At 68.2% G+C, this 26,133-nt stretch carries 30 protein-coding genes; 12 read left to right on the top strand and 18 right to left on the bottom strand.

All coding sequences use genetic code 11. The annotated features are described in order from the left end of the window. Position 1 precedes the first annotated feature (1 nt). The 4 genes from DEO45_RS06950 to DEO45_RS06935 all read right to left on the bottom strand — a co-directional run bounded on the left by DEO45_RS06950 (position 2) and on the right by DEO45_RS06935 (position 2,810). The gene (locus tag DEO45_RS06950) at positions 2-1,063 is read right to left on the bottom strand and encodes an NADH:flavin oxidoreductase/NADH oxidase (RefSeq protein ID WP_114341709.1); all 1,062 of its coding nucleotides are present in this window, start codon (positions 1,061-1,063) and stop codon (positions 2-4) included. Between the two features lie 57 nt (positions 1,064-1,120). After that, on the bottom strand, positions 1,121-2,047 hold the full coding sequence (locus tag DEO45_RS06945; RefSeq protein WP_114341706.1) for an alpha/beta hydrolase family protein: 927 nt from the start codon (positions 2,045-2,047) through the stop codon (positions 1,121-1,123). Between the two features lie 86 nt (positions 2,048-2,133). Next, complete coding sequence (locus tag DEO45_RS06940; protein ID WP_068096862.1) at positions 2,134-2,343, bottom strand: cold-shock protein; 210 nt, start codon at positions 2,341-2,343, stop codon at positions 2,134-2,136. A 257-nt stretch (positions 2,344-2,600) separates the two neighbouring features. Next, complete coding sequence (locus tag DEO45_RS06935) at positions 2,601-2,810, bottom strand: cold-shock protein (protein ID WP_114341702.1); 210 nt, start codon at positions 2,808-2,810, stop codon at positions 2,601-2,603. Positions 2,811-3,152: 342 nt separating this feature from the next. Between DEO45_RS06935 and DEO45_RS16575 the strand changes: the two genes are divergently transcribed. Continuing rightward, entirely contained in the window at positions 3,153-3,623 is a 471-nt protein-coding gene (locus DEO45_RS16575) for a hypothetical protein (RefSeq protein ID WP_189339690.1), read from the top strand. Between the two features lie 13 nt (positions 3,624-3,636). Here DEO45_RS16575 and DEO45_RS06925 read toward each other — a convergent pair whose 3' ends face one another. Beyond that, positions 3,637-4,869, bottom strand: a complete 1,233-nt coding sequence (locus DEO45_RS06925; RefSeq protein ID WP_114341613.1) for a winged helix-turn-helix domain-containing protein — start codon at positions 4,867-4,869, stop codon at positions 3,637-3,639. A 179-nt stretch (positions 4,870-5,048) separates the two neighbouring features. Here DEO45_RS06925 and DEO45_RS06920 point away from each other — a divergent pair, with 179 nt between their 5' ends. Both DEO45_RS06920 and DEO45_RS06915 read left to right on the top strand, forming a co-directional pair. Further along, positions 5,049-5,492, top strand: a complete 444-nt coding sequence (locus DEO45_RS06920) for a hypothetical protein (protein WP_114341897.1) — start codon at positions 5,049-5,051, stop codon at positions 5,490-5,492. Positions 5,493-5,610: 118 nt separating this feature from the next. Continuing rightward, on the top strand, positions 5,611-6,708 hold the full coding sequence (locus tag DEO45_RS06915; protein ID WP_114341610.1) for a phospholipase A: 1,098 nt from the start codon (positions 5,611-5,613) through the stop codon (positions 6,706-6,708). Between the two features lie 81 nt (positions 6,709-6,789). Here the strand turns inward: DEO45_RS06915 and DEO45_RS06910 are convergent, their stop codons facing one another. After that, positions 6,790-7,272, bottom strand: a complete 483-nt coding sequence (locus DEO45_RS06910) for an FKBP-type peptidyl-prolyl cis-trans isomerase (protein WP_114341607.1) — start codon at positions 7,270-7,272, stop codon at positions 6,790-6,792. A 138-nt stretch (positions 7,273-7,410) separates the two neighbouring features. Beyond that, positions 7,411-7,896 (bottom strand): glutathione peroxidase, encoded by a 486-nt coding sequence (locus tag DEO45_RS06905; RefSeq protein ID WP_114341605.1) that lies wholly within the window; start codon positions 7,894-7,896, stop codon positions 7,411-7,413. A 99-nt stretch (positions 7,897-7,995) separates the two neighbouring features. On the opposite strand from DEO45_RS06905, the gene DEO45_RS06900 reads away from it, so the two are divergent. The 3 genes from DEO45_RS06900 to DEO45_RS06890 all read left to right on the top strand — a co-directional run bounded on the left by DEO45_RS06900 (position 7,996) and on the right by DEO45_RS06890 (position 10,706). Then, positions 7,996-9,006, top strand: a complete 1,011-nt coding sequence (locus DEO45_RS06900; RefSeq protein ID WP_114341602.1) for a methionine ABC transporter ATP-binding protein — start codon at positions 7,996-7,998, stop codon at positions 9,004-9,006. After that, entirely contained in the window at positions 9,003-9,680 is a 678-nt protein-coding gene (locus DEO45_RS06895) for a methionine ABC transporter permease (RefSeq protein WP_114341600.1), read from the top strand. Before DEO45_RS06900 ends, DEO45_RS06895 begins: the two co-directional genes overlap by 4 nt. A 231-nt stretch (positions 9,681-9,911) precedes the next feature. After that, entirely contained in the window at positions 9,912-10,706 is a 795-nt protein-coding gene (locus DEO45_RS06890) for a MetQ/NlpA family ABC transporter substrate-binding protein (RefSeq protein WP_114341597.1), read from the top strand. A 60-nt stretch (positions 10,707-10,766) separates the two neighbouring features. Here DEO45_RS06890 and pncB read toward each other — a convergent pair whose 3' ends face one another. Next, complete coding sequence (gene pncB / locus DEO45_RS06885) at positions 10,767-11,951, bottom strand: nicotinate phosphoribosyltransferase (protein WP_114341595.1); 1,185 nt, start codon at positions 11,949-11,951, stop codon at positions 10,767-10,769. A gap of 340 nt (positions 11,952-12,291) precedes the next feature. Here pncB and DEO45_RS06880 point away from each other — a divergent pair, with 340 nt between their 5' ends. Then, positions 12,292-13,098: a cytochrome c gene (locus DEO45_RS06880; RefSeq protein WP_114341592.1), complete on the top strand. Its 807-nt coding sequence runs from the start codon at positions 12,292-12,294 to the stop codon at positions 13,096-13,098. 30 nt (positions 13,099-13,128) lie between these two features. On the opposite strand, the gene DEO45_RS06875 is transcribed toward DEO45_RS06880, so the two are convergent. From DEO45_RS06875 to DEO45_RS06860, 4 genes are all read right to left on the bottom strand, one after another. Next, the gene (locus tag DEO45_RS06875; protein ID WP_114341589.1) at positions 13,129-14,157 is read right to left on the bottom strand and encodes an aminopeptidase; all 1,029 of its coding nucleotides are present in this window, start codon (positions 14,155-14,157) and stop codon (positions 13,129-13,131) included. 81 nt (positions 14,158-14,238) lie between these two features. Beyond that, on the bottom strand, positions 14,239-14,670 hold the full coding sequence (locus tag DEO45_RS06870) for a hypothetical protein (RefSeq protein WP_223250809.1): 432 nt from the start codon (positions 14,668-14,670) through the stop codon (positions 14,239-14,241). A 134-nt stretch (positions 14,671-14,804) separates the two neighbouring features. Then, positions 14,805-15,467, bottom strand: a complete 663-nt coding sequence (locus DEO45_RS06865) for a histone H1-like repetitive region-containing protein (RefSeq protein WP_114341587.1) — start codon at positions 15,465-15,467, stop codon at positions 14,805-14,807. 86 nt (positions 15,468-15,553) lie between these two features. Next, a complete protein-coding gene (locus tag DEO45_RS06860; RefSeq protein WP_114341585.1) occupies positions 15,554-16,165 on the bottom strand; it encodes a rhomboid family intramembrane serine protease in 612 nt (203 codons plus the stop codon). Between the two features lie 185 nt (positions 16,166-16,350). On the opposite strand from DEO45_RS06860, the gene DEO45_RS06855 reads away from it, so the two are divergent. After that, complete coding sequence (locus DEO45_RS06855; protein ID WP_114341895.1) at positions 16,351-17,229, top strand: PhzF family phenazine biosynthesis protein; 879 nt, start codon at positions 16,351-16,353, stop codon at positions 17,227-17,229. Positions 17,230-17,266: 37 nt separating this feature from the next. Here DEO45_RS06855 and DEO45_RS06850 read toward each other — a convergent pair whose 3' ends face one another. Further along, entirely contained in the window at positions 17,267-18,151 is an 885-nt protein-coding gene (locus DEO45_RS06850) for an NAD(P)-dependent oxidoreductase (RefSeq protein WP_114341582.1), read from the bottom strand. Positions 18,152-18,223: 72 nt separating this feature from the next. After that, on the bottom strand, positions 18,224-19,447 hold the full coding sequence (locus DEO45_RS06845; RefSeq protein WP_114341579.1) for an NAD(P)/FAD-dependent oxidoreductase: 1,224 nt from the start codon (positions 19,445-19,447) through the stop codon (positions 18,224-18,226). 190 nt (positions 19,448-19,637) lie between these two features. Here DEO45_RS06845 and DEO45_RS06840 point away from each other — a divergent pair, with 190 nt between their 5' ends. Beyond that, entirely contained in the window at positions 19,638-20,120 is a 483-nt protein-coding gene (locus DEO45_RS06840; RefSeq protein WP_114341577.1) for a YajQ family cyclic di-GMP-binding protein, read from the top strand. Positions 20,121-20,247: 127 nt separating this feature from the next. Here the strand turns inward: DEO45_RS06840 and DEO45_RS06835 are convergent, their stop codons facing one another. Together DEO45_RS06835 and DEO45_RS06830 are read right to left on the bottom strand one after the other, a co-directional pair. Then, positions 20,248-20,901: an NrsF family protein gene (locus DEO45_RS06835; protein ID WP_114341574.1), complete on the bottom strand. Its 654-nt coding sequence runs from the start codon at positions 20,899-20,901 to the stop codon at positions 20,248-20,250. Between the two features lie 4 nt (positions 20,902-20,905). Further along, the gene (locus tag DEO45_RS06830; protein ID WP_317616007.1) at positions 20,906-21,493 is read right to left on the bottom strand and encodes an RNA polymerase sigma factor; all 588 of its coding nucleotides are present in this window, start codon (positions 21,491-21,493) and stop codon (positions 20,906-20,908) included. Between the two features lie 358 nt (positions 21,494-21,851). Here DEO45_RS06830 and DEO45_RS06825 point away from each other — a divergent pair, with 358 nt between their 5' ends. Together DEO45_RS06825 and msrB are read left to right on the top strand one after the other, a co-directional pair. Further along, positions 21,852-23,573, top strand: coding sequence for a cytochrome c biogenesis protein DipZ (locus DEO45_RS06825; RefSeq protein ID WP_114341572.1), 1,722 nt, complete (start codon positions 21,852-21,854; stop codon positions 23,571-23,573). 33 nt (positions 23,574-23,606) lie between these two features. Then, positions 23,607-24,209, top strand: a complete 603-nt coding sequence (gene msrB, locus DEO45_RS06820; RefSeq protein WP_114341570.1) for a peptide-methionine (R)-S-oxide reductase MsrB — start codon at positions 23,607-23,609, stop codon at positions 24,207-24,209. A gap of 13 nt (positions 24,210-24,222) precedes the next feature. On the opposite strand, the gene DEO45_RS06815 is transcribed toward msrB, so the two are convergent. Continuing rightward, the gene (locus DEO45_RS06815; protein ID WP_114341567.1) at positions 24,223-24,696 is read right to left on the bottom strand and encodes a hypothetical protein; all 474 of its coding nucleotides are present in this window, start codon (positions 24,694-24,696) and stop codon (positions 24,223-24,225) included. Positions 24,697-24,780: 84 nt separating this feature from the next. Here DEO45_RS06815 and trxC point away from each other — a divergent pair, with 84 nt between their 5' ends. Continuing rightward, positions 24,781-25,224, top strand: coding sequence for a thioredoxin TrxC (gene trxC, locus DEO45_RS06810; RefSeq protein ID WP_108471148.1), 444 nt, complete (start codon positions 24,781-24,783; stop codon positions 25,222-25,224). On the opposite strand, the gene DEO45_RS06805 is transcribed toward trxC, so the two are convergent. Beyond that, complete coding sequence (locus DEO45_RS06805; RefSeq protein ID WP_114341566.1) at positions 25,225-26,124, bottom strand: LysR substrate-binding domain-containing protein; 900 nt, start codon at positions 26,122-26,124, stop codon at positions 25,225-25,227. It lies immediately after the preceding gene. Positions 26,125-26,133 lie beyond the last annotated feature (9 nt).

Below are 26,133 nucleotides of genomic sequence, written 5' to 3'. Positions count from 1 at the left end.
CTCACCAGGCTCGTTGATATTGCGCCGGGGCGTCGATCTTCGCACCCAGCTGTTGCGCCGCGCGGCGCGGGAAGTACGGATCGCGCAGGCTCTCGCGGGCGATCAGCACCACGTCGGCATCGCCGTTGGCGACGATCTGCGCGGCCTGCTCCGCGCCGGTGATCAGGCCCACCGCACCGGTGGCGACGCCGGCCTCGCGGCGGATCTGCGCCGCGAACGGCACCTGGTAGCCCGGCGCCAGCGGAATCTTCGCGTGCGGCAGCAGGCCGCCGCTGGAGACGTCGATCAGGTCCACGCCCAACGGTTTCACCTGGCGCGCCAGTTCGACGCTCTGGCCGATGTCCCAGCCGCCTTCGTCCGCCCAGTCGGTGGCCGAGAGGCGCAGCCACAGCGGCAGTTCGGCCGGCCACACTTCGCGTACGGCGAAGATCACCTCGCGCACCAGGCGGGTGCGGTTCTCGAGGCTACCGCCGTAGCGGTCGTCGCGCCGGTTGCTCAGCGGCGACAGGAACTGGTGCAGCAGATAGCCGTGCGCCGCGTGCAGCTCGACCAGTTCGAAGCCGGCCGCCAGCGATCGCTGCGCGGCGGCGCGGAAGTCCGCGATCACCGCCTGGATGCCGGCTTCGTCCAGCGCTTGCGGCGCCGGCCAGCCGGCATCGAACGGCAGCGCCGATGGCGCCACGGTAAGCCAGTCACCCTGCCCGGCCGGCACCGGACCATGCCCGTCCCATGGCCGCAGCGTGCTGGCCTTGCGCCCGGCATGCGCCAGTTGCACGCCGGCGATCGCGCCATGCGCCTTGATGAAGCGGGTGATCGGCTGCCATGCGTCCTGCTGGGCCTGGTTCCACAGGCCGGTGTCCTGCGGCGAGATGCGGCCCTGCGCGGAGACCGCCGAAGCCTCGGCGATCACCAGCGCGGCGCCGCCGACTGCGCGACTGCCCAGGTGCACCATGTGCCAGTCGTTCGGCACGCCGTCGGTGGCCGAGTACTCGCACATCGGCGACACCACCAGGCGGTTGCGCAGGGTCAGGCTGCGCTGGGCGAGCGGTTCGAACAGTTTCATCGGTGCGTCCGGATCAGGAGAGGGAGTCCGACGAGATGCAGACGGCTTCTGCCGTAATCAAGCCGCGGTGTTGTCCTGGGCGGCAACCGGCGCGGCGCGAGCCTCCATCCAGCGGGCAAGCCGCGTGGCGACCGCCGCAGGCGCCTTCATCCAGCCGAAATGGTCGGCGGGCAGGCCGCCCATGTCCTGCGGCGTGACCACCTCCACCAGGCGTTCCGCCGATCCCAGCTTGCCCAGCAGCCAGGCCAGCGAAGCCGGTGGCCCCAGCCAATCGTCCTGCAGGCGCAGGGCCAGCGACGGCAGTTGCAGGGCGGTCAGCTGCCGCTCGAAATCCTGCGCCATCCCGTCCGCGGCATAACGCCCGGTACGCCCGCTGCGCGCCCAGTCCGCGATCACGCCGCGCGCCTCGTTGCCGCCAAAGCCGATCCGCCGCCCGGGCAGGTAGCCGACCAGGCCAGCCAGCAGCGGAGCCAGTGCGTACGCCGCGCCGATCAGCCAGCCGTGCCGGAAGCGGCGCCAGTAGGGCGCCCCGCTGGCCACCAGCAACAGGCCGGCGAACGCCTGCGGATGCAGGCTGGCATGAAGCGTGGCCAGTTGCCCGCCCAGGCTGTGCCCGCCCAGCCAGCATCCGGCCCGCGGCCAGCGCGTGCGCACCGCGGCCAGGCCCGCGGGCAGGTCGTCCTGCAACAGCTCGCGATACCCCCAGTTGCAAGTGCGGCCGGCGCGCCGGTTGCTGGAACCGATGCCGCGCCACTCGTGCACCACTACCGCGATGCCCCGCGCCGCCAGCGCACCGGCCAGCGGCAGGTAGTGCCGGGCCGGGATGCCCATGGCCGGCACCCAGTACAGCAGTTGGTGCCAGTCGCCGCCGGGCTGGATCGCCAGCAGTTCGAAGCTGGCGCCGTCACCCGCCGTCACCGGGATCACCAGCGGCTCGATCACCGCAACGGGTTCGGGTGCATGGCCGGAAGGATGGTCGCTCATCCCCACAGGCTAGCGAATCGCCGCGGCCGCGACAAAAAAAGAGGCCGGCTTGCGCCGGCCCCCAAAAACGAATTCCGCCACCGCGATCAGACGGGGGTGACGTCCTCGGCCTGCAAGCCCTTCTGGCCGTCGACGACCTTGAAGCTCACCTTCTGGCCTTCCTGGAGGCTCTTGAAACCCGTGCCGGTAATGGCGCGGAAATGCACGAAAACGTCAGGGCCGTTGTCGCGGCTGATGAAGCCGAAACCCTTGGCGTCGTTGAACCACTTGACAGTACCCACTTCACGATCCGACATGACTCACTCCGATCCTATCCAGACGCTGAGACAAACCGGCCCCTACGAGCCGACGGTTTACTGAGCATGCAGGGTCTGGTGCAACAGTCGGATTCAGGAAATCCCTACCGGGCACGCACGTAGCCAAGCAGACGCAGCGGCGCAAGCATAACGGATTTTCTGATTGCAAGTGATTTGTCAAGCCGGTTGTCGCGGACATAATCCGGGCAGGGAAAAACCGGGCACGGTTGCCCGGTTTCCCCTACATGCATCCGGAATCAGGCCGGCGTCACTTCCTCGGCCTGCAGGCCCTTCTGGCCCTGCACGACCTTGAAGGAGACCTGCTGGCCTTCCTGCAGGCTCTTGAAGCCGCTGCCGCTGATGGCGCGGAAATGAACGAACACGTCCGGGCCATTGTCGCGGGCGATGAAACCGAAGCCCTTGGCATCGTTGAACCACTTGACGGTACCGATCTGACGATCAGACATAAATTGACCACTCCACAGGTTTATGGGCTCGGCCACTGCAATGGCAGTGGCCGACTCAACTGGTGTGCAAGGAAACAACCCTGGGGTGAACGATGTGGCAGATCGCGGATCGGCGGCATCGGGTCACAAACTCTGCTGACCCCGGCAAACACAGTGGGCGGATCATAACGGCACGACTGGGTTGAACGGAATGGAGCAAAGTCATCGTTTTTGATCCATCCGGCGGCAAATTCAGGTTTTCTTGACCTGCGACATTGTCTAGTGGCGGCAAGTCACCCGATCTGCGACCGTTGCGGCGGCTTAGGCGCGCCGCAACGGTCGCGCTGCCGAGGAGAGCCGACCATGTCCATCCCTTCCCGCCTGACCCTTGCCGCCATGGCCGGCGGCCTGTTGCTGGCCGGCTGCGCCCAGCACGAGGCCGCCAAGACGACCAGGTCAACCACGACCACCACGACCGGCGCCGCCACGACCACCAGGACCACCACCAACACCGCCGGCACGACGCACCGCAAGCACGCCGTGACCAGCAGCAGCCCCGCCGACGAAGCCAGACTGCCGGAACAGACCGGCATTCCCGCCTGCGACGACTACCTGTCGAGCTACCTGGCCTGCCATCGCGCGGCCGCGATCTATGCGCCGGGCCAACTGCAGTCCCGCTATGAGGCGATGCGCACCAGCCTGCTGCGCGATTCGCAGAACCCCGACATCCGTCCGCAGTTGGCCACGCGTTGCTATTCGCTGGCCAGTCAGCTGCGCGAGGCGCTGCACGGCAAGTCATGCGCGGAAAATCCGGCGCCGGCCAGCACGCCGTAGCGGCCAACCGTCCTCACGCGTGTTTCAGCGCGGCGCGCAGCGGCCGGGCCAGTGCCGCCGGGTCGGTGCGGTCCAGCCGGATTTCCGGGGTACCGTGCCAGCGTGCAGTGCCGGCGATTGCCGCCGCCACCGCCCGCACCAGCGAAGGCTCCGGCGCCACACCCGCCTCAAGGAACAGTGCCTTGACCTCGAACACCCCGATGCCGCGGTGGGCCTTCGCATCGAGCCGCCCGACCAGGCGGCCGCGATGCAGGATCGGCAGCACGTAGTAGCCGTAGCGGCGCTTCGGCGCCGGCGTGTAGCACTCGATGGTGTACTCGAAACCGAACATCGCCCGCACCCGCGCCCGATCCCATACCAGCGGATCGAACGGCGACAGCAGCGCGGTGTGCGTGGCGCGCAGGCGACCGGCCAGCGCCTTGCCCAGCGCTTCGGCGTGGTCGCAGTGCACGTAGCCCGGAACATTCCAGCCCTGCACCGGCACCGCCAGCAGCTCGCCGCTGGCCACGAGCGGCGCCAGTTCGCGGTCGCTCACCTTCGGCCGCAGGCGGAAGTAGTCGGCGATCCAGCCGGCCTGGGTCACCCCCAGCGCGCGCACGCCGTCGACGACGAAACGCCGGCGCAGTTCCGCCGCGGCGGGCATCAAAGCGGGGTCGAACGGCGGGTCGAGCCGGGCCAGCACATTTCCCGCCAGGTCGTAGACACGCTGGAAATTGTCGCGCCGCGCCACCATCAGCTCACCCAGCGCAAACCACGCCTCCAGCCAGCGCTTCTCCGGTTTCCATTCCCACCATCCCGGCTTCGCGACGCCGTCGCTGCGCGCGAAATCCGCCGCACGCACCGGCCCGGAGGAACGGATGCCCTGCAGCAGCGCCTCCATGTCGGCGCGGTGCTCGCGATGCGTCCGCGCCGCGTTGCGGTACGCCCAATGATGGTTGCGATGGCCGTGCGTGCCGCGATGCCAGGCCACGTCAGCGGCGCTGACGAAACAGGCCTCGTGCGCCCAGCATTCGGCCAGCCGGCCCTCCTCCAGCGCCTCGTCCAGCCACGTCGCGGGATAGTCCCCCAGGCGCGAGTGCAGCACCAAGTATGGGCTGCGCGCCACCACGTGGATGGTGTCGATCTGCAACAGGCGCATGCGCTCGATCGCCGTTACCACATCGCCACGACGTGGCCGCCGCCGCAACGGTTGCAACAGGCCCTGCGCCGACAGCTGCAAGGCGCGCGCCTGCCCCAGGCTCAGCACGCGGAAACCACCTGAAGCGACGCCCAACGAAACATTTTCTTCACGAATTCATGCCACCGATCTTGAGTCGGCATTTACATAACCCCTGCTAGCGTGAATCTGGATCGGCCGCAACGAAGATCTGCTGCCATGCGGACATCCGCACGAACCCACCCACATTCTGGCATGGAGTACCGATGATGAAATTCCGCAAGCCACTGTTGACCACGTTCGCCGCTGGTGCCCTGTTCTCCGCCGGCAGCCTGCTCGCCCAGCAGGCGTCGCCGCAGCCCGCCACCTCGATGACATCTCCGCCACCCGCTGCCTCGATGGCATCGCCGCCGGCCGCCGCTTCGGTATCGCCGCCGCCCGCCAGCACGACCAGCCCGCCACCGAATGGCCAGACAGGAGCGGCCACCATGAACACGCCGGCCGGCGAACTGGTGGTGCATTCGAGCATGCCGCCGCCCCCGCCCGCGGGACCGGCGCCGAGCTTCGAGCAGCTTTCCGGTGGCGGCAAATACATCACCGAGGAACAGGCCGCAGCCTACCCGCTGCTGGCCAACGACTTCCTCCACGCCGACCGCAACCGGGACGGCCGCATCAGCAAGAGCGAATACGCGCGCTGGCTCTCCAACAAGTAGGTTCCTCCTCACCCCGAAACGCCGGCCACGGATGCGGCCGGTGCTTTCACGCGGCAATCACCGTCAGCGCAAGCCGCTCCGCTAGACTGGCGTGCCGACCCGCCAGGACCGTTCCTGCATGATGCAATCGATTGCGGCCATCGCCACGATGCTGTGCATCGGCTGGGCAAGTACCCCCCTGCACGCGCAGAATCCGGATCCCACCGACATCCGCGCCTGTACCGCGATCGAAAACGATGCGCAGCGACTGGCCTGCTACGACCACGCGACCGGGCGGGTCAACCTGCCGGTGGCGCAGAAGCGGGTGAACCCGGCAACCGCCACGCCGGGCGTCTTCGGCCGCGACCGCGCGAAGGCACCTGCCGCCGCCGTGGAAACCAACAGCGAGGTGGCCAAGCCGCTGTCGCTGCTTGACAGCCGCTGGGAGCTGTCGCCGGAGAGCAAGCTCGGTACGTTCAACATCCGCGGCTACAAGCCGGTGTACGTGCTGCCCGTGTTCGTCACCAGCAACCAGAACCGCCGCCCGCACAGCCCCAATCCGGACAACACCGTGCCGGGTCCGGGCGAGCAGCTGGACAATGCCGAGATGAAGTTCCAGCTCAGCCTGAAGTCCAAGGTATGGCAGGGCGTGTTCGGCGATGCCGGCGACCTGTGGGTGGGTTACACCCAGTCCTCGCGCTGGCAGGTCTACAACGCGAAGCTGTCGCGCCCGTTCCGCGAGACCAACTACGAACCCGAGGCCACCCTGGTATTCGATACCCACTACCAGGTGCTCGGCTGGGACGGGCGCCTGCTCGGCATCGGCTTCAACCACCAGTCGAACGGGCGCAGCAACCCGTTGTCGCGCAGCTGGAACCGGGTGATCGCGAACGTGGGTTTCGAGCGCGACGACTGGACCGTGATGCTGAGCCCGTGGTGGCACGTTCCGGAATCGCGCCGTACCAACGACAACCCCGACATCAGCGATTACATGGGCCGTGGCGAGATGCAGATCGTGCACGAATGGCACGGCCAGGAATTCGGCATGCTGCTGCGCCACTCCCTGCGCGGCGGCAGCCGCAGCCATGGCTCGGCGCGCTTCAGCTGGAGTTTCCCGGTGGCCGGCAACCTGCGCGGTTACCTGGAAGTGTTCAAGGGCTACGGCGAAAGCCTGATCGACTACAACCACAACGCCACCTACCTCGGCCTGGGCGTGTCGCTGCTCGACTGGTATTGAGCAGGCCGCCAACGACGAAGGCCCGGTGCAGGCACCGGGCCTTCGTACGTCTTGCGGAGCGTGGACCTACCGTGCAGGCGATCAGTGGTGATGGCCGCCCGCGCCGTGCACGTGGCCGTGCGCCAGCTCTTCCGCGGTGGCGTCACGCACGTCGGTCACCTCGACGGCGAAGTGCAGGGTCTTGCCGGCCAGCGGGTGGTTGGCATCGATGAACACCACGTCGTTCTCGACCTTGGTGACGGTGACGTTGATCTGCCCCTGCGGGCCGTTGCCCTGGAACTGCATGCCGGGCTGGATGTCCTCGACGCCCTGGAACGCCGCGCGCGGCACTTCCTGCATCAGCTCGGCGTGATGCACGCCATAGCCTTCCTCCGGCGCCACGTCGGCGGTAAACCTGTCGCCGGCCGAGCGGCCCTCCATCTGCTTCTCCAGGCCCGGCACGATATGGCCGCTGCCGTGCAGGTAGGTCAGCGGTTCGCGGCCCTCGGAGCTGTCGATGACCTGGCCTTCATCGTCGGTCAGCGTGTAATGGAAGGCGGCAACGGAGTTCTGGGCAATCTGCATGGCGTTCTCGCGAATGGGGTCTGGTCCGCCGGCCTGGCGCCGACAGGGGCGGGCAAGGGTAGCAGAAGCGCGCAGGGTCGCCGGGATCGGCGGCGCCGGAACACGGTGCCGGCCGCCTCTCCCTCCGCCATGCCGCCGTCAGCCGCCCAGCCGGGCCAGCGTGTCCCGGCCGATCTTCTCCGGGGTGTCGGTGGAGGCGTAGCGTTTCACCACCTGGCCATCCGCGTCGACCAGGAACTTGGTGAAGTTCCACTTGATCGACTCGCTGCCGAGGATGCCCTTGCCCTCGCTCTTCAGCCACTTGTACAGCGGATCCGCGTGCTCGCCGTTGACCTCGATCTTGGCGAACAGCGGGAACGTCACGTCGTACTGGGTGCTGCAGAAAGTCCTGATCTCGGCCTCGTCGCCGGGCTCCTGGTGGCCGAACTGGTCGCACGGGAAACCCAGCACCACCAGTCCACGATCGCGCTGATCCTGCCACAGCGTTTCCAGCCCCTTGTATTGCGGGGTGAAGCCGCATCTGGACGCGACGTTGACGATCAGCAGGGTCTTGCCGCGCCATTCGGCGAGCGGGCGCGGGTTGCCGTCGATATCGCGAACGGTGAAGTCGTACACGCTGGACATGGAAAGGCTCCGTCTCGACAGGTTCATCCCGCAGCATACGCCATCGCCGCCATAGCACGTGGCATAGAATGGCCCACCCATCCGCAGGCCAGGCCCGTCGTGATCCGCTTCGTCGATGTCCACAAGTCCTACCGCGTCGACGGCAGGGACATCCCCGCGCTGCAGCCGTTCAGCCTCGACATCGCCGACGGCGAGGTGTTCGGCATCATCGGCCTGTCCGGCGCCGGCAAGTCGACGCTGATACGGCTGATCAACCTGCTCGAGCGGCCCAGCGGCGGGCGCATCTTCGTCGGCAACACCGAGATGACCGCGCTGGACGAACCGGCGCTGCGCGCGCAGCGGCGCCGGATCGGCATGATCTTCCAGCACTTCAACCTGCTCGCCTCGCAGACGGTGTCGGACAACGTGGCGTTCCCGCTGCGGCTGGCCGGCGAACGCGATGCCGGCGTGCTGCGCGCACGCGTCGACGAACTGCTGGCGCGGGTGGGGTTGAGTGCGCACGCCGACAAGTACCCGTCGCAGCTTTCCGGCGGCCAGAAGCAGCGTGTCGGCATCGCCCGCGCGCTGGCCAACCGGCCCACGATCCTCTTGTGCGACGAGGCCACCAGCGCGCTCGATCCGCAGACCACCGCCTCGGTGCTGGAACTGCTGGCCGAGATCAACCGCGAGCTGAAACTCACCATCGTGCTGATCACCCACGAGATGGACGTGGTGCGCCGCGTGTGCGATCGCGTGGCGGTGCTCGACGCGGGCGCGATCGTCGAGCGCGGCGCGGTCGCCGACGTGTTCCTGCATCCGCAGCACCCCACCACCAAGCGCTTCGTCAACGAAGCGCTGCCGGAAGAAGCAGCCAGCGAACTGGCGCCGTTCGCCCGGGTGCCCGGGCGGCTCCTGCGATTGAGCTTCCGCGGCGACGCCACGCTGACGCCGGCGCTGGGCCGCGTGGCGCGCGAGACCGGGGTCGAGTTCAACCTGCTCGCCGGTCGCATCGACCGCATCAAGGACCTGCCCTACGGCCAGCTCACCCTGGCCATGCAGGGCGAACGGGTGGACGCCGCGCTGGCCGCGCTGCGCACGGCCGGCATCGAGATCGAGGAGTTGCGCCGATGAACCCGCTGCAGAAACTCTTTCCGAACATCGACGACTGGGGCGAGATCGGCCGCGCCTGCATCGACACCCTGCTGATGCTGGGCGGCTCGCTGGCGCTCACCGTGCTGATCGGCCTGCCGCTGGGCGTGCTGCTGTACCTGACCGGCAAGGGCCAGCTGCGGCCGATGCCGAAGCTCTATGCCGCGACCTCGCTGCTGGTGAACATCCTGCGCTCGGTGCCGTTCATCATCCTGATGATCGTGCTGATGCCGGTCACCTACGCCCTGGTCGGCACCAAGCTGGGCATCCGCGGCGCGATCCCGCCGCTGGTGATCGGCGCCGCGCCGTTCTTCGCGCGGCTGGTGGAGACCGCGCTTCGCGAGGTGCAGCAGGGCGTGATCGAGGCCAGCCAGGCGATGGGCGCCAGCCTGTGGCAGATCGTGCGCCACGTGCTGCTCCCCGAAGCCCGCGGCGGCCTGCTCGCCGGCATCACGGTCACCGCGATCGCGCTGGTCGGCTACACCGCGATGGGCGGCGCGATCGGCTCCGGCGGATTGGGCGACCTGGCCTACCGCTACGGCTATCTCAGCTACAAGTCCGACTACATGCTGGTCACCGTAGTGCTGCTGATCCTGCTGGTGCAGGCGCTGCAGATGATTGGCGACCGCATCGTGGCGCGTTATAAGCGGCGCTGATTTGGTTATTTGTGCCCGGCAGTATCCACGGCCTACCTTCGTTGGCCGCCTGTGAGAATCGCCGCCATGAGTTTGCTGCTCGCCGCTGTCGCCGCCGTCCTGGCCCTGCTTCTGCTGGCCGGCTATGCCACGCCGAAGGCCTGACGCGCTGCAGGAAACGCTGGTCCCGCCGGTTTGTGTCTGGCGGTATAGACCGCTTATCATTGTGCATCGCACAAGTGGATGTTGACCATGAGATTGCTGCTTGCCTCCCTTGCCGCCGCCCTGACCCTGTTCCTGACGGGCTGTTCCGCACCGAAGGAGGACGGCCAGGTGCTCCGCGTGGCCGCCACGGCGATTCCGCACGCCGAGATCCTCAAGCAGGCCAAGCCACTGCTGGCGAAGGAAGGCGTGGATCTGCAGATCAAGGTATTCGCGGACTATGTGCAGCCAAACACCCAGCTGGCCGAGAAGGCCATCGACCTGAACTACTTCCAGACCAAGCCCTACCTGGACGCGTTCAACCGCGAGCGCGGCACCCACCTCATCACCATCACCGGCGTGCACATCGAGCCGTTCGGCGCGTACTCGAAGAAGTACAGGAACATCGACCAGCTGCCCGATGGTGCCGGCGTAACGCTGCCGAACGACCCCAGCAACAGCGCCCGCGCGCTGCTGTTGCTGGCGAAGCATGGCCTGATCACGCTGAAAGATCCGAACAATGAGCTGTCCACGCTGAAGGACATCACCGCGAATCCGAAACACCTGAAGTTCCGCGAGCTGGAGGCGGCGATGCTGCCGCGCACGCTGGACGAGGTGGACCTGTCCCTGATCAACACCAATTACGCCCTCGCCGCGGGACTGAACCCCACGAAAGACGCGCTGCTGATCGAGGACAAGGACTCGCCGTATGTGAACTACCTGGTCGGCCGCCCCGACAACCAGAACGACCCGCGCGTGCAGAAACTGGCCAGGGTACTGAACAGCCCCGAGATCAAGGCGTTCATCGAACAGAAGTACCACGGCGCCGTGCTGCCCGCGTTCTAGGCTAGCGCTCCCTCCCTGCTTGCAGGAAAGGAGCCGGAAACCGCAGATCGCACTCCGCGATCAGCCCTGCGCGGCGGGAATCCCGAACACCTGCCGCAGATAGGCCACGTAGGCCTGGTCCTCGCACATGTTCTTGCCGGGCGAGTCGCTCAGCTTGGCCACCGGCTGGTCGTTGCAGCGGATCATCTTGATCACGATGTTGAGCGGCGCCGGCCCCATGTCATTGGTGAGGTTGGTGCCCACGCCGAACGCCAGCTGGCAGCGACCGCGGAAGTAGGCGTACAGCTGCATCACCTTGGGGATGTCCAGCCCGTCGCTGAACACCAGCACCTTGCTGCGCGGATCGACCCGGTTCGCGCTGTAGTGCGCCAGTACCTTCTCGCCCCAGACGAACGGATCGCCGGAGTCGTGGCGGGTGCCGTCGAACAGCTTGCAGAAGTACATGTCGAAGTCGCGCAGGAACGCGTCGAGCCCGTAGACGTCCGACAGTGCGATGCCGAGGTCGCCGCGATACTCCTTCGCCCACGCCTCCAGCGCCGCCACCTGCGAATCGCGCAGGCGCGGGCCAAGCGCCTGATGCGCCTGCAGGTATTCGTGCGCCAGCGTGCCCAGCGGGGTCAACCCCAGCTTGCGCGCCAGCCACACGTTGCTGGTGCCGGCCAGCTGCTCGCCCAGGCCATCGCGCAGGGTGGTCACCACCTCCTCCTGCCACACCCGGGAATAGCGCCGGCGCGTGCCGTAGTCAGCCACCTTGCAGTCGGCATAGCCGGGCGTGTCGCGCAGCAGCGCAATCTTCGCCTGCAGCCGCCGGCGCCCCTCGGAAGGGTCGAGGCCGCCGCTGGCATGGCGGAAGTACACCTCGTTGACGATCGCCAGCAGCGGCACCTCGAACAGGATCGTGTGCAGCCACGGTCCGCGGATGCGGATCTCGATCTCGCCGTTCCCGGCCTCGGCCGGCGCGATCTCCACATACTTTTCGTTGAGCTGGAACAGCCCGAGGAAATCGACGAAATCGCTCTTGATGAAACGCCAGCCGCGCAGGTAGTCCAGCTCGTCCGCCGCGAAACGCAAACGGCACAGCGCCTTCAGTTCAGCGCGGATCTCGTCGAGGCACGGCACCAGGTCGATGTCCGGAGTGCGGCACTTGAAGCGGTATTCGACCTGGGCGGCGGGATACTGGTGCAGCACCACCTGCATCATCGAGAACTTGTACAGGTCAGTGTCGAGCAGCGAATCGATGATCATCAGTCGCCCAGGCGCGCACGGAAGTGAGCCATTATCCACGCCAGGGCATGTGGCACGCGCACCGGCGGAGTTTTCGCGCAAAAAAAACCCCATCAGCCAGGGGAGGACTGATGGGGTTTGTCAGGTGGCATCCAGGGGAGGAAGTGCCGACCCCTCAGTGATGCGATGGACTGCACCACTTCTTGTCGCCGTCACGGCGATACATGGCCTTAGTGTGGCCGCCCGGGCGTGAGTTCAACGTGCATGCGGGGACTTGTTCAGCTTTCCGACAGGCTTGCGCGGGCGCCCTCGTTGCGTGCATCGTCACGCGTCATCCCACCACCTCCCGCCGGAACCGGCCATGAAGCTGATCGTCCTGTGCCTGATCGCGCTGTGCCTGGCCCAACCCGCGGCGGCGGCCGAGCTGAGGGTCGACCTCGGCCACGGCGTCGTGACCTATCGGACCAAGGCCCTGCTCGAGCGGGGCGACGCACGCATAATCGAGGTGCCGGCGGATGTCGCGTTCCATCGCCCGATGCGCTACCGCGCGGTGCCGCTTGCCGCCCTGCTTGGAGGCATTGCGGCAGGCGACCACCTGCAGTTCGTCGCCGCCGACGGCTTTGCCGCCGAGATCCCCGCCGCGTTGCTGTTGAACAGGCTGGGCGGCGAAGCGTGGCTGGCGGTCGAGGATCCGGCCCGGCCGTGGCCTGTCTTGCCCGGGCACGGCAGCGCCGGGCCGTTCTACGTGGTGTGGACGCGGCCGAAGGCTGCACGCATCGGCCCGGAACAATGGCCGTATCAGCTGGCGAGCATCCGCCGACTGGGCGGCGTGGCCGAACGCTTCCCGGCGATCCTGCCCGATCCCTCGCTGCCGCCGGACAACGAAGTACGGCGTGGTTTCGCCGCATTCCAACGCACCTGCTTTGCGTGCCACACGCTCAACGGCCAGGGCGATGCCAGGCTCGGCCCGGATCTGAACCTCCCGCACAACCCCACCGAATACCTGCGCGCCGACCTGTTGCGCGCGTTCATCCGCGATCCGCAGTCGCTGCGTCGCTGGCCGCAGGCGAAGATGCCCGGATTCGACACGCATGCGCTGTCCGATGCCGACCTCGACGCCGTGCTGGCCTACCTGCGGCATATGGCGGGGCGAAAGCCGGCCCGCTGATGCAGGGACTCAGCGGCGGCCCTGGGCCCTTCAGTTTCCGTCCGAACAGTTTCCCGCGCACCATTGCCGCAACGCCTGCTCGCGTTGCGCCTGCGGCTTCCGCGCGAGTTCGCGCACGTCGGTATAGAACGCCGGCCAACGCTGCCCGGCATACCGGAACAGCGCGGCGAACGCCGGCGTCCAGCGGTCGTACAGGCCGAACGGCAACAGTCGCGCGTTGTTGATGGGGCGGGCAACCCAGGCATCGTAGCGGTGTTCGCCCGGCCAGTTCCGGTCGCGCCACTGGGCGTAGCGGACGCGGAACGCCGCGATTTCGCGCTGCTTGCCGGCCTCCATCGATGCGGCGTCCATGCCGCTGGCGTACAGGGTTTTCAGCCGCGCGCGCAAGTCCAGCACCAGCCGGGTGAAACCGTCGTCCATCGCCTGCGCGTTGCCGTCGCCCGGCGGCAGGCCGCGCGACTGGCGCCATTCGCGCAAGCCCTCGTTCTGCACGAAGGTCGCAAAGGATTCGTTGAAAGCGGTGTCACCCTTCACGTAGATACGCTGGTGCGCCAGCTCGTGGAAGATGGTGCCGTCCAGCTCGTCGTCGTCCCAGCGCAGCATGCTCGACAGGATCGGATCGGCGAACCAACCCAGGGTGGAATACGCCGGCACGCCGCCGATCCACACGTCATCGCCGCGCGCCTGCAGCCGCGCCGCATCGGCCTTCGCATCGGCTTCGCCGAACCAGCCGCGATAGGCCACGCAGCCCGCCACCGGAAAGCACTGCGGCACCGCCTCCACCGAATAGCGCGGCGCGGCGAACACGTTCCACACCACATACGGCCGGTCCAGCACCACGTAGCCGGTATAGCTGCGGTTGTCCGGCAGTCCAAGCTGCTGCGAGGCGAACCGGCGCGCCTGCTGCGCACGTTGCAGGCGTGCGGCGAGCTGCGGATCGGTGGCCGGATCCTGCAGCAAGGTACTGACCGCATGCCGATGGACGATCAGCTCGCCCTGCCCGCGCACCGCCTGGGCGTAGTAGCGCAGGCCGCCGCAAGCGCACAGCAAAAGGCCCATCGCCGCGATGACGATGAGCCTTGGAAAACCGCGGCGCGACGGCCATTGGAGCCGGGGCATCCCTCCGTGCTGTCTCATGCCTCAGCGGTGATCATCGTGGTCGCGATAGCGTCCGCGATGGTTGTTGCGGTCATCGTGGTCGCCGCGGTCCCGGTGACCGCCGTCGCGGCGACCCTGCCACTGGCCGGCATGACCGCGATAGTCACGGTGATCGTCGCGGTAGCCATCGTGGCGATAGCGCGAGCCGCCGTACCATACGCTGCCGACTCCCACGCTGACGCCGGGTGCGTAGCAGCAGCCGTAATAACCGTTGCCGTAATAGCCGCCGTAATAGTTGTCGTAATAGCCGTCGTAGTAACCCGGCGTCACGACATAGGTACTGCCGCCGTCGCCATAGTAGGCATCGCCGACGTAGCCGGAACCGCGCACGTAGCTGTAACCCGGATCGTAATAACAGCCCGAGACCGCCGCGACGGCAGCGGTCAGGGCAAGGCTGGCCAGCAGACGTTTCATGATCCGCCTCCCTCAGAGGAGTGACGATGCCAAACTAGGGCGCGCAGCTTGAACGCGTACTGAGTTTGCGACACGTGGCCGTGCGGCATTTATCCGCCAGCCATGTCGCGCCGGGCAACGATCCGCAAAGCCAGTCAGCCCTTGCGCTTGCCCTGCTCGCCGCGCTGGGCGGCCAGCACGCGTCCATCGGTGCCACCGGCTTCCATCGACAACGGCGGGTGCAGGTCGGCGCCGCCTGAAACCGGCAGCGACGGATTCGCATCCGGCCAGCCCGGCCCCTGCCGGACGCGCTCCTGCTTGGCCTCAAGCAGCGCCTGGATCTTCGCTACCGCATCCTCTTGGCTGATGTGCTGAAGCGGCGCCTGCGGCGGCACAGGCTGCGCGGGCGCCACCGGCCTCTTCGTCGCGATCGCCGGTTTAACGGCGGCCTTCGCCGACGGCTTCTTCGCCGCCTTGGCAGCGGCCGGCTTGCGGATTTGCTGCCTGGCGATGGTTTTCCCGGCCACCGGCTTGCGGGCGGCCGCCTTTTTCGCGACGACTTTCTTCGCAGCCGTTTTCCGGCCCGTGACCTTTTTCGTCGCAACCTTTTTCGCGGCGCTCTTCCTTGGCGAGGCCTTCTTCACTGCCTGCTTCTTCGCTGCAGGTTTCTTCGTCGCGACCTTCTTCGCTGCGACCTTCTTCGCAGCAACCTTCTTCACCGCCGCCTTGCGCGGCGCAGCCTTCTTCGCCGGGGTTTTCGCGGCGGACGTTTTTCTTGCCGCGGACTTCTTCGCGGCCGACTTGCGGGTCATAGCCATGCGCTCATTCTCCTGCGGTGATCGATGCAACCGTCGCCAGTATGCACGCCCTGACTACGGCGGGCATTGCGCAGCGCGGTAACCGTTCATCCGCGGAAACCGGGATGGGCCAGCGCATCGAGGAAATGCGGCAGCACGCGCGGCTCCGTCAGCAGGGTGAAGACGATGCCGTACGCTGCACCCCACAGGTGCGCACTGTGGTTCACGTTGCCCTGGCCGCGCCGGTCCATGTAGATCGAGTAGCCGGTGTACAGCACCGCGTAGACGATTGCCGGCATCGGTATCACCAGCACGATGATGCGCGACCACGGCGCCAGCAGGATGAAGGCGAACAGTACCGCCGAAACCGCGCCCGAGGCGCCGAGGCTGCGGTAGTTCGGGTTGCCGCGGTTCTTCAGGTAGGTCGGCAGGATCGAGACCACCAGACCGCCGATGTAGAACAGCGCGAAGCCGAGCGTACCCAGCCGCGCGGTGAAGAAGCCCTCCATCACCCGACCGAAGAAGAACAGCGTGATCATGTTGAACAGCAGGTGCCCGAAATCCGCGTGCACCAGCCCGTAGGTCACCAGGCGATGGTATTCACGCTGGCGGGCGATCGCCGGCGGCCACAGGATCAGGTCGTTCATCAGGCGGCTGTTGTTGAACGCCATGAACGAGACGATGCAGGTGATGGCGATGATGATCAGGGTGATCGGCATGGGCAGTTCCGCGTCGGGCAGCCAAAGCGGCCATCTTGGCGTCACCGCCGCGGCTTGTCGACTTCCCGGTGCGGCCGCTCATGCCGGCACGGCCTCACGGATATGACGAAAAATCACTGCCCCGGGCGGCGGCGGCCGGCTATCATGCGCCGTTTCATGCGGCCGCCGGTCGCCCGATGGATTCCATGACTTCGCTTCGCTACCTGCATCTGGACGTCTTTGCCGCCACTCCGGGCGGCGGCAACCACCTGGGGGTGGTGATCGGCGCCGACGCCTGGAGCAGCGAAGGCATGCAGCGCTTCGCACGCTGGACGGCGCTGGTCGAGACCACCTTCCTGCTGCCGCCGACCGACCCGCGGGCCAGCTACCGCGTGCGCATCTTCACCCCGCGCAAGGAAATCCCGTTCGCCGGCCACCCCAGCATCGGCAGCGCGCACGCCGCGCTCGCCTGCGGCCTGGCCGAACCGCGCGATGGACTGCTGTGGCAGGAATGCGGCGCCGGCGTGCTGCCGATCCGTATCGTGGGCGACGGTGCCGAGCGCGAACTGCTGTTGCAGTCGCCGGGCGAGCGCGTGCTCGACACCGGCCGCGACGCCCACCCGCTGCTGGCGGCCACGCTGGCCGGCATCGAGTTGGGTGCGCTGCCGCCGGCGCTGGTCGACGGCGGCCGCCGCTGGTGGCTGGCCGAGCTGGCCGACGAAGCCGGCCTGCGCACGTGGCAACCCGACCATGCGGCGATCGCCGCGCTGGCGCAGGCCAGCGACAGCATGGGCCTGTGCGCGTTCGCACGAAGCCGTCAACCCGATTACCAGTTGGTGGTGCGCGCATTCCCGGCGGGCGTGGGCATTGTCGAGGACCCAGCCTCCGGCGCCGCCAATGGCCTGATCGCCGCGTATATCGCGCAGGCCGAACCGCACGGCCCGCTGGCCCGCGGCTACAAGGTCAGCCAGGGTCGCGAGATCGGCCATGATGCACAACTGATCGTGCACATCGACGGCAATGCGATCTGGGTCGGCGGACGCAGCCATACGGTGGTCGACGGCACGCTGGAGTGGCAACCATAGCGTCCGGCCGACGAAGCCGCACGATCCGGATGCAGGGTCATTCGCGTTCGTCCAGATGCGCCCGCCGCGCGGCGACCAGCGCCAGCGCGGACCAGTCCAGTTGCTCGTCGCCGGCGGCCAGCGCCTCCAGCAGGGCGTCGCGCAGCACGCCGGCGAACGGCAGCGGCACGCGCTGCGCCTCCCCCGCCGCCAGCGCCAGCCCCACGTCCTTGCAGCCCAGCGGCAAGGCGAACCCGGCCGGCTTGAAGCGCTGCTCGGCGATCAACTTGCCGTAGCCCTGATAGGCCGGCGCGGCGAACAGGGTGTTCGTCATCACGTCGAGGAAATCTGCCGCGCCGACGCCGTAGGCACGGGTCAGCGCGGTGGCTTCGGCCATGCTTTCGATGGCACTGGCCAGCATGAAGTTGCCCGCGATCTTCACCACGTTGGCCCGCTCCGGCGCTTCGCCAAGCAGCCACACCCGGCTGCCCATGGCCTCCAGCAACGGGCGTATCCGCTCGACGGCGGCCGGCTTGCCGGCCACGACGATATTCAGCTTCGCCGCGGCAGCCATGTCCGGGCGGCCGAACACCGGCGCGGCGACATACTCCAGCCCGCGCTTGCCGTGCTCCGCGGCCAGCTCCTGCGCCAGTGCGACCGAGATGGTGGCGTGGTTGACGTGCACGATGCCGGGATCCATCGCGTCGAGCAGGCCGCCATCGAGGAACACCTCGCGTACCGCCTGGTCGTTCGCCAGCATGCTGCACAGCACTTCGCCCTGCACGGCGCGGTCGGCAGTCTTCGCCACCTTCGCGCCCAGCGAGGCCAGCGGTTCGGTGGCCGCCACCGAGCGGTTCCAAACCGTCAGCGTGTGGCCGGCCGCCAGCAGGTTGCTGGCCATCGCGCTGCCCATCGCACCGAGACCGATGAATCCGACTTTCATGCAAGTCTCCTCGTGCCGAAACCGGCGCCCAGTGAAGCACGCGCGATATTCAATCCGCGCGAAATCCGCCTGTCACGCCACTGTTCCTGCCGCCTGCCCCGAGGCCCATGCCCACTGGAAGTTGTAGCCGCCGAGCCAGCCGGTGACATCGACCACCTCGCCGATGAAGTATAGGCCCGGTACGAGTTTCGATTGCATGGTGCTGGATGAGAGTCCGTCGGTGTCGACGCCGCCCAGGGTGACTTCGGCGGTGCGATAGCCTTCGTTGCCGCTGGCGGTGATCGGCCAGGCGTTGAGCTGCGCACCGACCTGCACCAGTTCGGCCTCGCGGTACTGGCGCATCGGCCGGTTGTCGTACGCGGGGAGTGGCCATGGATGGCCACTGTCTTGAGGAGCGAGGAACCACTGTTCGCACAGCCGCTGTGCCAGCCGTTTCGGCAATACCTCGCCGAGCACGGTCTTCAGCTCCGCCAGCGGCCGTGCCGTGCGTTGTTCGACCAGGTAGGCGCCGACGTCGAGGTCCGGCAGCAGGTCGATGCGCAGGTCGTCGCCCGGCTGCCAGTACGAGGAGATCTGCAGGATCGCCGGGCCACTGATCCCGCGATGGGTGAACAGCAGGCCGGCGCGAAAGCCGTGCCTGCCAACGCGCGCCTCCACCGCGGGCAGCGCCACGCCGGCGAGGTCCTGGTAATGCTCCTGGTGCTTGCCGCTCAGGGTCAACGGCACCAGGCCGGCGCGCGTGGGCAGCACGGCGTGGCCGAACTGGCGCGCCAGTTCGTAGCCGAAACCGCTGGCACCCATGCTGGGGATCGACAGGCCGCCGCTGGCGACCACCAGCGACTCGGCATGCACCTCGCCGCGCGCTGTGAGCACGCTGAAGCCTTCCGGCGTCCTGCGCACGCGTTGCACGCCGCAACTCGCCTCCACCGTCACGCCAGCCGCAGCGCACTCGTCCAGCAGCATGCGCACGATCTGCTTCGACGAGTCGTCACAGAACAGCTGGCCCAGTTCCTTCTCGTGGTACGCGATGCGATGTTTCTCGACCAACGCGATGAAATCCCACGGCGTGTAGCGCGCCAGCGCCGACTTGGCGAAATGCGGGTTGGCCGAGAGGTAGTTCGCCGGCGTCGCACCCATGTTGGTGAAATTGCAGCGGCCGCCGCCGGACATCAGGATCTTCTTGCCGACCTTGTTGGCATGGTCGACCACCAGCACGCGGCGGCCGCGCTGGCCGGCGGCGATCGCGCACATCAGGCCCGCCGCGCCGGCGCCGATGATCAACACGTCGGTTTTCAAGAACTCACCATGGCCCCGCCATTGCGCTTTTGTTCGTCATCCCGGCGAAAGCCGGGATCCAGTGCCTGTGCCGGTTACGAGGCGCTGGATTCCGGCTTTCGCCGGAATGACGGAAATGAAGGTCCGGCATTATCGCCCAGCCGCATCGCTTACACTCAGGCCTTCAGTTTCCAGCGAGCGAGCCGCCGCCATGCCTTCCTTTGACGTGATCTCCGAAGTCGACAAGCACGAGCTGACCAATGCGATCGACCAGGCCAACCGCGAACTGGCCACGCGCTTCGACTTCAAGGGCGTGGACGCGAAATACGTACTGGACGACGGCGTGATCACCCAGAGCGCGCCCAGCGAATTCCAGCTGCAGCAGATGCTGGACATCCTGCGCGGCCGGCTGACCGCGCGGAAGATCGACATCCGCGCGCTCGATGCGGGCGATCCGGAAACCAACCTCGGCGGCTCGCGCCAGAAGATCACGGTGAAGCAGGGTATCGAGCAGCCGATCGCCAAGAAACTGGTGGCCGAGCTGAAGGCGGCCAAGCTCAAGGTCGAGGCGCAGATCAACGGCGACAAGCTGCGCGTCAGCGGCAAGAAGCGCGACGACCTGCAACTGGCCATGGCGGTGCTGCGCAAGGCCGACGTCGAACTGCCGCTGCAGTTCGACAACTTCCGCGACTGAGCCGGGATTAGGGCAAAGCATCACACGCATCACGAACCGCGTAGGGCGGGCACCGCCCGCCGGCTCTTGCCTTGCGACATCACGACAGACCGGCGGGCATTGCCCGCCCTACGGTGGCCGCGCGACTTCAGGCTTTAGACAGCAGCCGCCCGCCCATCGCGGCGTTGACACCCACCACCGCGACGACGGCCAGCGCATGCGTCAGCAGATCGGTGGCGGCCGAATCGTAGGCGTGGCAGATCTCCAGTAGGCTGGCCGAGGCGGCCGCGCTGGCCAGCCCGATCAGCACGGCCGTGAGCACCGGCCGCAGCGGGCAGGCACGGCGCAGCAGCACGATCAGCAAGGCGGACAACGGCACCGAGAAACTGATGATGAAAACCAGGCAATCGGCGGACTGATGCATGCTGGCGATCTCGGTGCCCGGCGCGATCCATTCGCGCAGGCAGCCGAGGCCGCTGGCGCCGATCCACAGCACTGCGCCGGGCAGCGGCAGCCACGCCCACGCCGCCGGCCGCCCCGGCACGCCCAGCGCAAACGCGGCCCACGCCGCGCTGATCGCGGTAATCACTGCGCCGACGCCGGCCCAGGCCAGGTCGGGCGTGGCGGCCCAGCGCCGCAGCATCGGGGCCGCGCCGTAATGCAGCAGCAGCCCGACCGCAAGCGCCACCACCACCAGCAGCCAGCCGGCGGTGCGCAACCATGGCGGCAACAGCCGCCGCACCGGCACCAGCCCGGTGCCGAGACGGTCGATCAGCGCCTCATGGGATGACGGCTCGGGCATCACGTCAGGGTTCTCCATGGAAACGTTCGCGCAGCGCCTTCAACGCGCGGTGCAGATTCACTTTCAGCGCGCCGGCGTTGCGGCCGGTCAGCTCGGCCGCCTCGCTGAGCGAACGCTCGCGCAGGCCCAGCTGTTCCACCGCCTCGCGCTGACCCGGCGGCAGTTCGGCGATCGCCTCGTGCAAGCGCTGCGCACGCTGGCCGCTCTCGGTGGCGGCGCTGGCGTCGTCGGCATCCGGGTGCCGGTCGAGCGCGTAGTCGTCGTGCAGTTCGCGGCTGTCGCGACGGCCGCGGCTGCGCAGCGCGTCGATCGCGCGGCGGCTGGCGATCGCGGTCAGCCACGCATCGTACGAACGGCCCGGGTCGTAGGTATGGCGCACCCGGTGCACGGTGATCAGGGTCTCCTGCACCACGTCGTCCAGGCCATCCGGCGCCACGCCCTGGCGCCGCGCGGTAGTGCGGATAAGCGCCACCGAATCGGCCAGCAGCCTCTCGTAGGCACGGCGGTCGCCGGCCTGCGCAGCCGCCATCCACGCCACCCGGCGCCGGTCGGGGGTTTCGCTGTCGTTCGCGGTGGCGACGTCGGCTGACACGGTCGGAGCGGGACTCGTCCGCAGGGAAAGTCCACTATCTAGACCCATGCAGGCGGTGGCGGTCAAGGCTTGCGACATGCTTCGCTCCACGGCGGAACGCCTGAGAGGTTGTGACTATTCAACCTCTCAGGCCCCGGCCACGGATGGCCGGACAAGGAACAGTCACGCAAGTGACTGTTCCTTGTGAGCGAGTCCGGGCGTGTACCGGACTCGCGACAGAAGAAAACCACAGGAAGTGGTTTTCTTCACGGACTTTGGGAGTATTCGCCGCATCCGGTCCCGGGGTTACCCCGTACCTGCAGGTAACCGCCGTCGGCACGCCGGCGAATAACCAGACAACCTTCCACGGATGCCTCCCATGCTCGTGCTGATCCTCGCCTATCTCGGCGGCGTACTGACCATCCTCAGCCCGTGCATCCTGCCGGTGCTGCCGTTCGTGTTCGCCCGTTCCGACCGGCCGTTCATGCGCAATGGCTTCCCGATGCTGCTGGGCATGGCGATCACCTTCGCGGTGGTCGCCACGCTGGCCGCGCTGGGCGGCGGCTGGGCGGTGCACGCGAACCAGTACGGCCGCTGGGTGGCGATGCTGGTGCTGGCCTTCCTCGGCCTCACCCTGCTGTCGACCCATCTGGCCGAGTGGATCACCCGCCCGTTCGTGGCGCTGGGCAACCGGCTGTCGCAGCGCTCGGCCGGCGACGGCGATTCAGTCTGGGGCGCGGCCGGCCTGGGCGTGGCCACCGGCTTGCTGTGGGCACCGTGCGCGGGGCCGATCCTGGGCCTGCTGCTGACCGGCGCGGCGCTGAACGGCGCCAGCGTGCAGACCACCCTGCTGCTGCTCACCTATGCCGCCGGCGCGGCCACCTCGCTGGGTCTGGCGCTGCTGATCGGCGGCAAGGTGTTCGCATTGATGAGGCGCTCGCTCGGCGCCGGCGAGTGGGTGCGCCGTGCGCTCGGCGTGCTGGTGCTGTGCGGCGTGGCCGCGATCGCGCTGGGCCTGGATACCGGCCTGCTCACCCGCGTCTCGCTGGCCAGCACCGGCGGCATCGAACAGAAGCTGATCAATGCGGTGCGTCCGGCGCCCGCACCGCAGCCGGCGCCGAAGGCCGGCGAGCCGCTGCCGGTGGAAGGTACGTTCCCGTCGCTGGCCGGTGCCACGCAATGGCTGAACAGCCCGCCGCTGACCACCGACTCGCTGCGCGGCAAGGTGGTGCTGGTCGATTTCTGGACCTACTCCTGCATCAACTGCATTCGCACGCTGCCGTACGTGCGCGGCTGGGCCGACAAGTACAAGGACCACGGCCTGGTGGTGATCGGCGTGCACGCGCCGGAGTTCGCGTTCGAGAAGGACCCGGCCAACGTCGCCAAGGCGATCAAGGATCTGGGCGTCGACTATCCCGTCGCGCTGGACAACAACTATGCGATCTGGAAAGGCTTCAACAACGAGTACTGGCCGGCGCACTACTTCATCGACGCGCAGGGGCAGATCCGCCATCACCACTTCGGTGAAGGCGAGTACCGGGAAAGCGAGGATGTGATCCGCCAGCTGCTGGTCGATGCCGGCCAGAAGAACCTGCCCGGCGGCTACGTCAGCGACGATCACCACGGCGTCGAGGCGGCCGCGTCGAACGATCCCACCCGTTCGCCGGAGACCTACGTCGGCTATGCCCGCGCGATGAACTTCGTCGGCGGCCGGGTGGCGCGCGACGACGCACACGACTACCACGCACCCTCCTCGCTCGCCGCGGACCAGTGGTCGCTCGACGGCCGCTGGACGGTGCACGACGAGAACGCGCAGCTGGACCGGGACGGCGGCGCCATCGTCTACCGCTTCCGCGGCCGCGACCTGCACCTGGTGCTCGGCCCGGCCAGCGACGGCAAGCCGATCCGCTACCGCGTCACCATCGACGGCAAGCCGCCCGGCGCCGACCACGGCATGGACACCGACGAGGCCGGCAACGGCACGGTCACCGGCCAGCGCCTGTACCAGCTGGTACGCCAGGCCAGCGGCAGCGGCGAGCGGCTGTTCGAGATCGAGTTCCAGGATCCGGGCGTGCAGGCGTACGCGTTCACGTTCGGTTGATTGACCGCTGCACGCATCTCCACGGAGGCTGCCATGTCCCGCATTGATGAAACCCTCGCGATGGATCGCCGCCGCTTCCTGCGCGCCGCTCTCGGCGGCGGTGCGTTGCTGGCCGTCGGCGGCGGCCTGCTGGTGCCGCGCCTGCATGCGGCGGCGAACATGCCGGTCGGCATACCCGGCGCGGTGTTGCTGGAAATCTTCGACGACGCCGGCCGCGACCTCGGCGCGCGCAAGGTGGCGAAGCTGGTGCTGAGCGATGCGCAATGGCGGCAGCGGCTGGCGCCGGCGTCGTACGAGATCATGCGTCAGGACGGCACCGAGCGCGCATTCAGCGGCGAGCACGAACGGCCCTCCGTGCCCGGCCTGTTCCGCTGCGTTGCCTGCGCCACCGCGCTGTACGACGCCGCCACCGAGTTCGACTCCGGCACCGGCTGGCCCAGCTTCTGGCAGCCGATCGCCGCCCGCAACGTGATCGAGCGCCACGACACCATGTTCGGCATGGACCGCATCGCGATCGGCTGCGCCGGCTGTGACAGCCACCTCGGCCATGTCTTCGACGACGGCCCTCGGCCGACGGGCCTGCGCTACTGCATGAACTCGGTGGCGCTGCGCTTCGTGCCCCGCGCGGCAGCCTGACCGCGCAAGCGGCTCAGCGGCCTTCCCGCGACCACGGCCACCAGCCGCGCCCCGAGCGGGCGTAGCGATCGGCCGCGCGCTCGAACGGATTGCGCACGCTGATGCCGCCGCACAGCAGGTACAGCGGCAGGAACAGCGGACCGAGCAGCATGTACTGGTAGACGTGGGCACGTTCGTGGTCGGCCAGGGACACAGGCGGCTCGATGCAGCGGCCCGCGCGATGCGCATAGGTGAAGCACGGCACGTCCAGCCGCTCGCCGGTGTGCACGATCACGTTGCCCAGGGTCAACGCCCCGCCGCCCCACGGCCAGCGCCGCACCACCAGCGCCAGTTCGCGCTGCTGCCAGCGCAGCTGCGCGCCGAAGGCCACGCCGGCCAAACCCAGCAGCAGGCCGGCCACGCTGTTTGGCAAGGCCCACAGCATGCCCAGCGCAAGCAGGCTTCGCTGCGGCCAGTGTGAAGCGGATGCATCGGGACGTCGCGGCATGTCGGCTCGGCTTGGTTTCGGCAACGGGCGCCGCCATCTTGTCGGCGTTGGCGCCTGGCGCCTGACCCGTTACCGGAGTCTGCCATGAGTACACCGCTGGCCATCCCCTGCCCGCATTGCGGCGCGCTGAACCGCGTGCCGGCCGAACGCCTCGGCGAGCACCCCAACTGCGGCCGCTGCAAGCAGGCGCTGTTCGAGGGACATCCGGTGGAGCTGACCGCGGCGAACTTCGACGCGATCGCCGGCCGCGGCGACCTGCCGGTGCTGGTGGATTTCTGGGCGCCTTGGTGCGGGCCGTGCGTCGGCTTCGCGCCGGTGTTCGTGCAGGCCGCCGGCAAGTTCGAACCGCGCCTGCGGCTGGCCAAGCTGGATACCGAGGCGCAGCCGCAACTGGCCGGGCGCTTCGGCATCCGCAGCATCCCCACCCTGATCATGTTCAGGCAGGGCCGCGAGATCGCGCGGCAATCCGGTGCGCTCAATGCGGCGCAGCTGCAGCAGTTCGTAGAGGGTGCGCTGGCGCGCGGCTGATCAGCGCGTGCCGGCGCCGGCCGCCTGCCAGCGCAGCCAGTCGATCACCGCAGCCACCGCGGCGCGCGGTTTTGCCGGCGGCCGCACGATCCAGTACGACGGCCCCAGCGGTACGTCGAGCTCGCCGAACGGGCGCAGCAGGCTGCCGTTCGCCACATCGTCCGCGGCCAGCCGGTGCCGCGCCAGCGCCACGCCCTGACCCTGCATCGCCGCGCGCAACACCAGGTCGGACGAGGTGTAGCGCGCGCCACCCTGCAGCGAAAGCTTCGCCGGCCCATGTACCTGCCGCCACAGCTCCCACGCCGCCTGCGGGTCGCGATCGTGCAGCAGGCGCAGGCCGGCCAGTTGCGCCGGCTTCGACGGACGTCCGGACGCCTGCCACAGCGCCGGGCTCATCACCGGGTACAGCGCGTCGTCCATCAACGGCTCGGCATGCAGCCCCGGCCACGGTCCGTTGCCCATGCGGATCGCCAGGTCGATGCGGCCATCGTCCAACGCGTCCAGCCGCTGTTCCACCTGCACCGACAGCTCGATCTTCGGGTGCGCCTTTTCCAGCGCGGGCAACCGCGGCAGCAGCCAGCGGATCGCGAACGACGGCGAGGTGGACAACGTCACCGCATGCGCCGGCCGGGTCTCGCGCAACGCCGCCACCGCCTGTTCGATCTCGCGCAGGCCGGCCAGCGTGGCGCGACCCAGCGCCTCGCCCTGCGGGGTGAAAACCAGCGGACCGCGCCCGGCCGCCGCACGCAGCAACGGCACGCCCAGCCAGCGATCCAGCTCGCCCAGGTGCCGGCTCACCGAGGAGTGCGCCATGCCCAGCTCACGCGCGGCGGCGCGCACGCCGCCATGCGCGTAGACCATGGCGAACGCGCGCAGGGCATTCAACGGCAACTCGTTCATGGTCGGAAT

The organism is Rhodanobacter denitrificans (genome assembly GCF_003335105.1).
Lineage (GTDB): Bacteria > Pseudomonadota > Gammaproteobacteria > Xanthomonadales > Rhodanobacteraceae > Rhodanobacter > Rhodanobacter denitrificans_A.
The sequence above is the reverse complement of the archived record's forward strand: the minus strand, read 5'-3'. Positions and strand labels throughout refer to the sequence as shown.

Bases quoted from the DNA above. Each gene is read 5' to 3' on its own strand.
- DEO45_RS06825 (WP_114341572.1), top strand. From the start codon at position 21,852: ATGCTCGTGCTGATCCTCGCCTATCTCGGCGGCGTACTGACCATCCTC.
- DEO45_RS06935 (WP_114341702.1), bottom strand. From the start codon at position 2,810: ATGTCTGATCGTCAGATCGGTACCGTCAAGTGGTTCAACGATGCCAAG.
- DEO45_RS06910 (WP_114341607.1), bottom strand. From the start codon at position 7,272: ATGCAGATTGCCCAGAACTCCGTTGCCGCCTTCCATTACACGCTGACC.
- DEO45_RS06840 (WP_114341577.1), top strand. From the start codon at position 19,638: ATGCCTTCCTTTGACGTGATCTCCGAAGTCGACAAGCACGAGCTGACC.
- DEO45_RS06860 (WP_114341585.1), bottom strand. From the start codon at position 16,165: ATGCCGATCACCCTGATCATCATCGCCATCACCTGCATCGTCTCGTTC.
- DEO45_RS06870 (WP_223250809.1), bottom strand. From the start codon at position 14,670: ATGAAACGTCTGCTGGCCAGCCTTGCCCTGACCGCTGCCGTCGCGGCG.
- DEO45_RS06835 (WP_114341574.1), bottom strand. From the start codon at position 20,901: ATGCCCGAGCCGTCATCCCATGAGGCGCTGATCGACCGTCTCGGCACC.
- DEO45_RS06855 (WP_114341895.1), top strand. From the start codon at position 16,351: ATGACTTCGCTTCGCTACCTGCATCTGGACGTCTTTGCCGCCACTCCG.
- DEO45_RS06890 (WP_114341597.1), top strand. From the start codon at position 9,912: ATGAGATTGCTGCTTGCCTCCCTTGCCGCCGCCCTGACCCTGTTCCTG.
- DEO45_RS06815 (WP_114341567.1), bottom strand. From the start codon at position 24,696: ATGCCGCGACGTCCCGATGCATCCGCTTCACACTGGCCGCAGCGAAGC.
- trxC (WP_108471148.1), top strand. From the start codon at position 24,781: ATGAGTACACCGCTGGCCATCCCCTGCCCGCATTGCGGCGCGCTGAAC.
- DEO45_RS06905 (WP_114341605.1), bottom strand. From the start codon at position 7,896: ATGTCCAGCGTGTACGACTTCACCGTTCGCGATATCGACGGCAACCCG.
- msrB (WP_114341570.1), top strand. From the start codon at position 23,607: ATGTCCCGCATTGATGAAACCCTCGCGATGGATCGCCGCCGCTTCCTG.
- DEO45_RS06895 (WP_114341600.1), top strand. From the start codon at position 9,003: ATGAACCCGCTGCAGAAACTCTTTCCGAACATCGACGACTGGGGCGAG.
- DEO45_RS06950 (WP_114341709.1), bottom strand. From the start codon at position 1,063: ATGAAACTGTTCGAACCGCTCGCCCAGCGCAGCCTGACCCTGCGCAAC.
- DEO45_RS06945 (WP_114341706.1), bottom strand. From the start codon at position 2,047: ATGAGCGACCATCCTTCCGGCCATGCACCCGAACCCGTTGCGGTGATC.
- DEO45_RS06875 (WP_114341589.1), bottom strand. From the start codon at position 14,157: ATGGGCCTTTTGCTGTGCGCTTGCGGCGGCCTGCGCTACTACGCCCAG.
- DEO45_RS06920 (WP_114341897.1), top strand. From the start codon at position 5,049: ATGAAATTCCGCAAGCCACTGTTGACCACGTTCGCCGCTGGTGCCCTG.
- DEO45_RS06805 (WP_114341566.1), bottom strand. From the start codon at position 26,124: ATGAACGAGTTGCCGTTGAATGCCCTGCGCGCGTTCGCCATGGTCTAC.
- DEO45_RS16575 (WP_189339690.1), top strand. From the start codon at position 3,153: ATGTCCATCCCTTCCCGCCTGACCCTTGCCGCCATGGCCGGCGGCCTG.
- DEO45_RS06940 (WP_068096862.1), bottom strand. From the start codon at position 2,343: ATGTCGGATCGTGAAGTGGGTACTGTCAAGTGGTTCAACGACGCCAAG.
- pncB (WP_114341595.1), bottom strand. From the start codon at position 11,951: ATGATCATCGATTCGCTGCTCGACACTGACCTGTACAAGTTCTCGATG.
- DEO45_RS06850 (WP_114341582.1), bottom strand. From the start codon at position 18,151: ATGAAAGTCGGATTCATCGGTCTCGGTGCGATGGGCAGCGCGATGGCC.
- DEO45_RS06865 (WP_114341587.1), bottom strand. From the start codon at position 15,467: ATGGCTATGACCCGCAAGTCGGCCGCGAAGAAGTCCGCGGCAAGAAAA.
- DEO45_RS06915 (WP_114341610.1), top strand. From the start codon at position 5,611: ATGATGCAATCGATTGCGGCCATCGCCACGATGCTGTGCATCGGCTGG.
- DEO45_RS06880 (WP_114341592.1), top strand. From the start codon at position 12,292: ATGAAGCTGATCGTCCTGTGCCTGATCGCGCTGTGCCTGGCCCAACCC.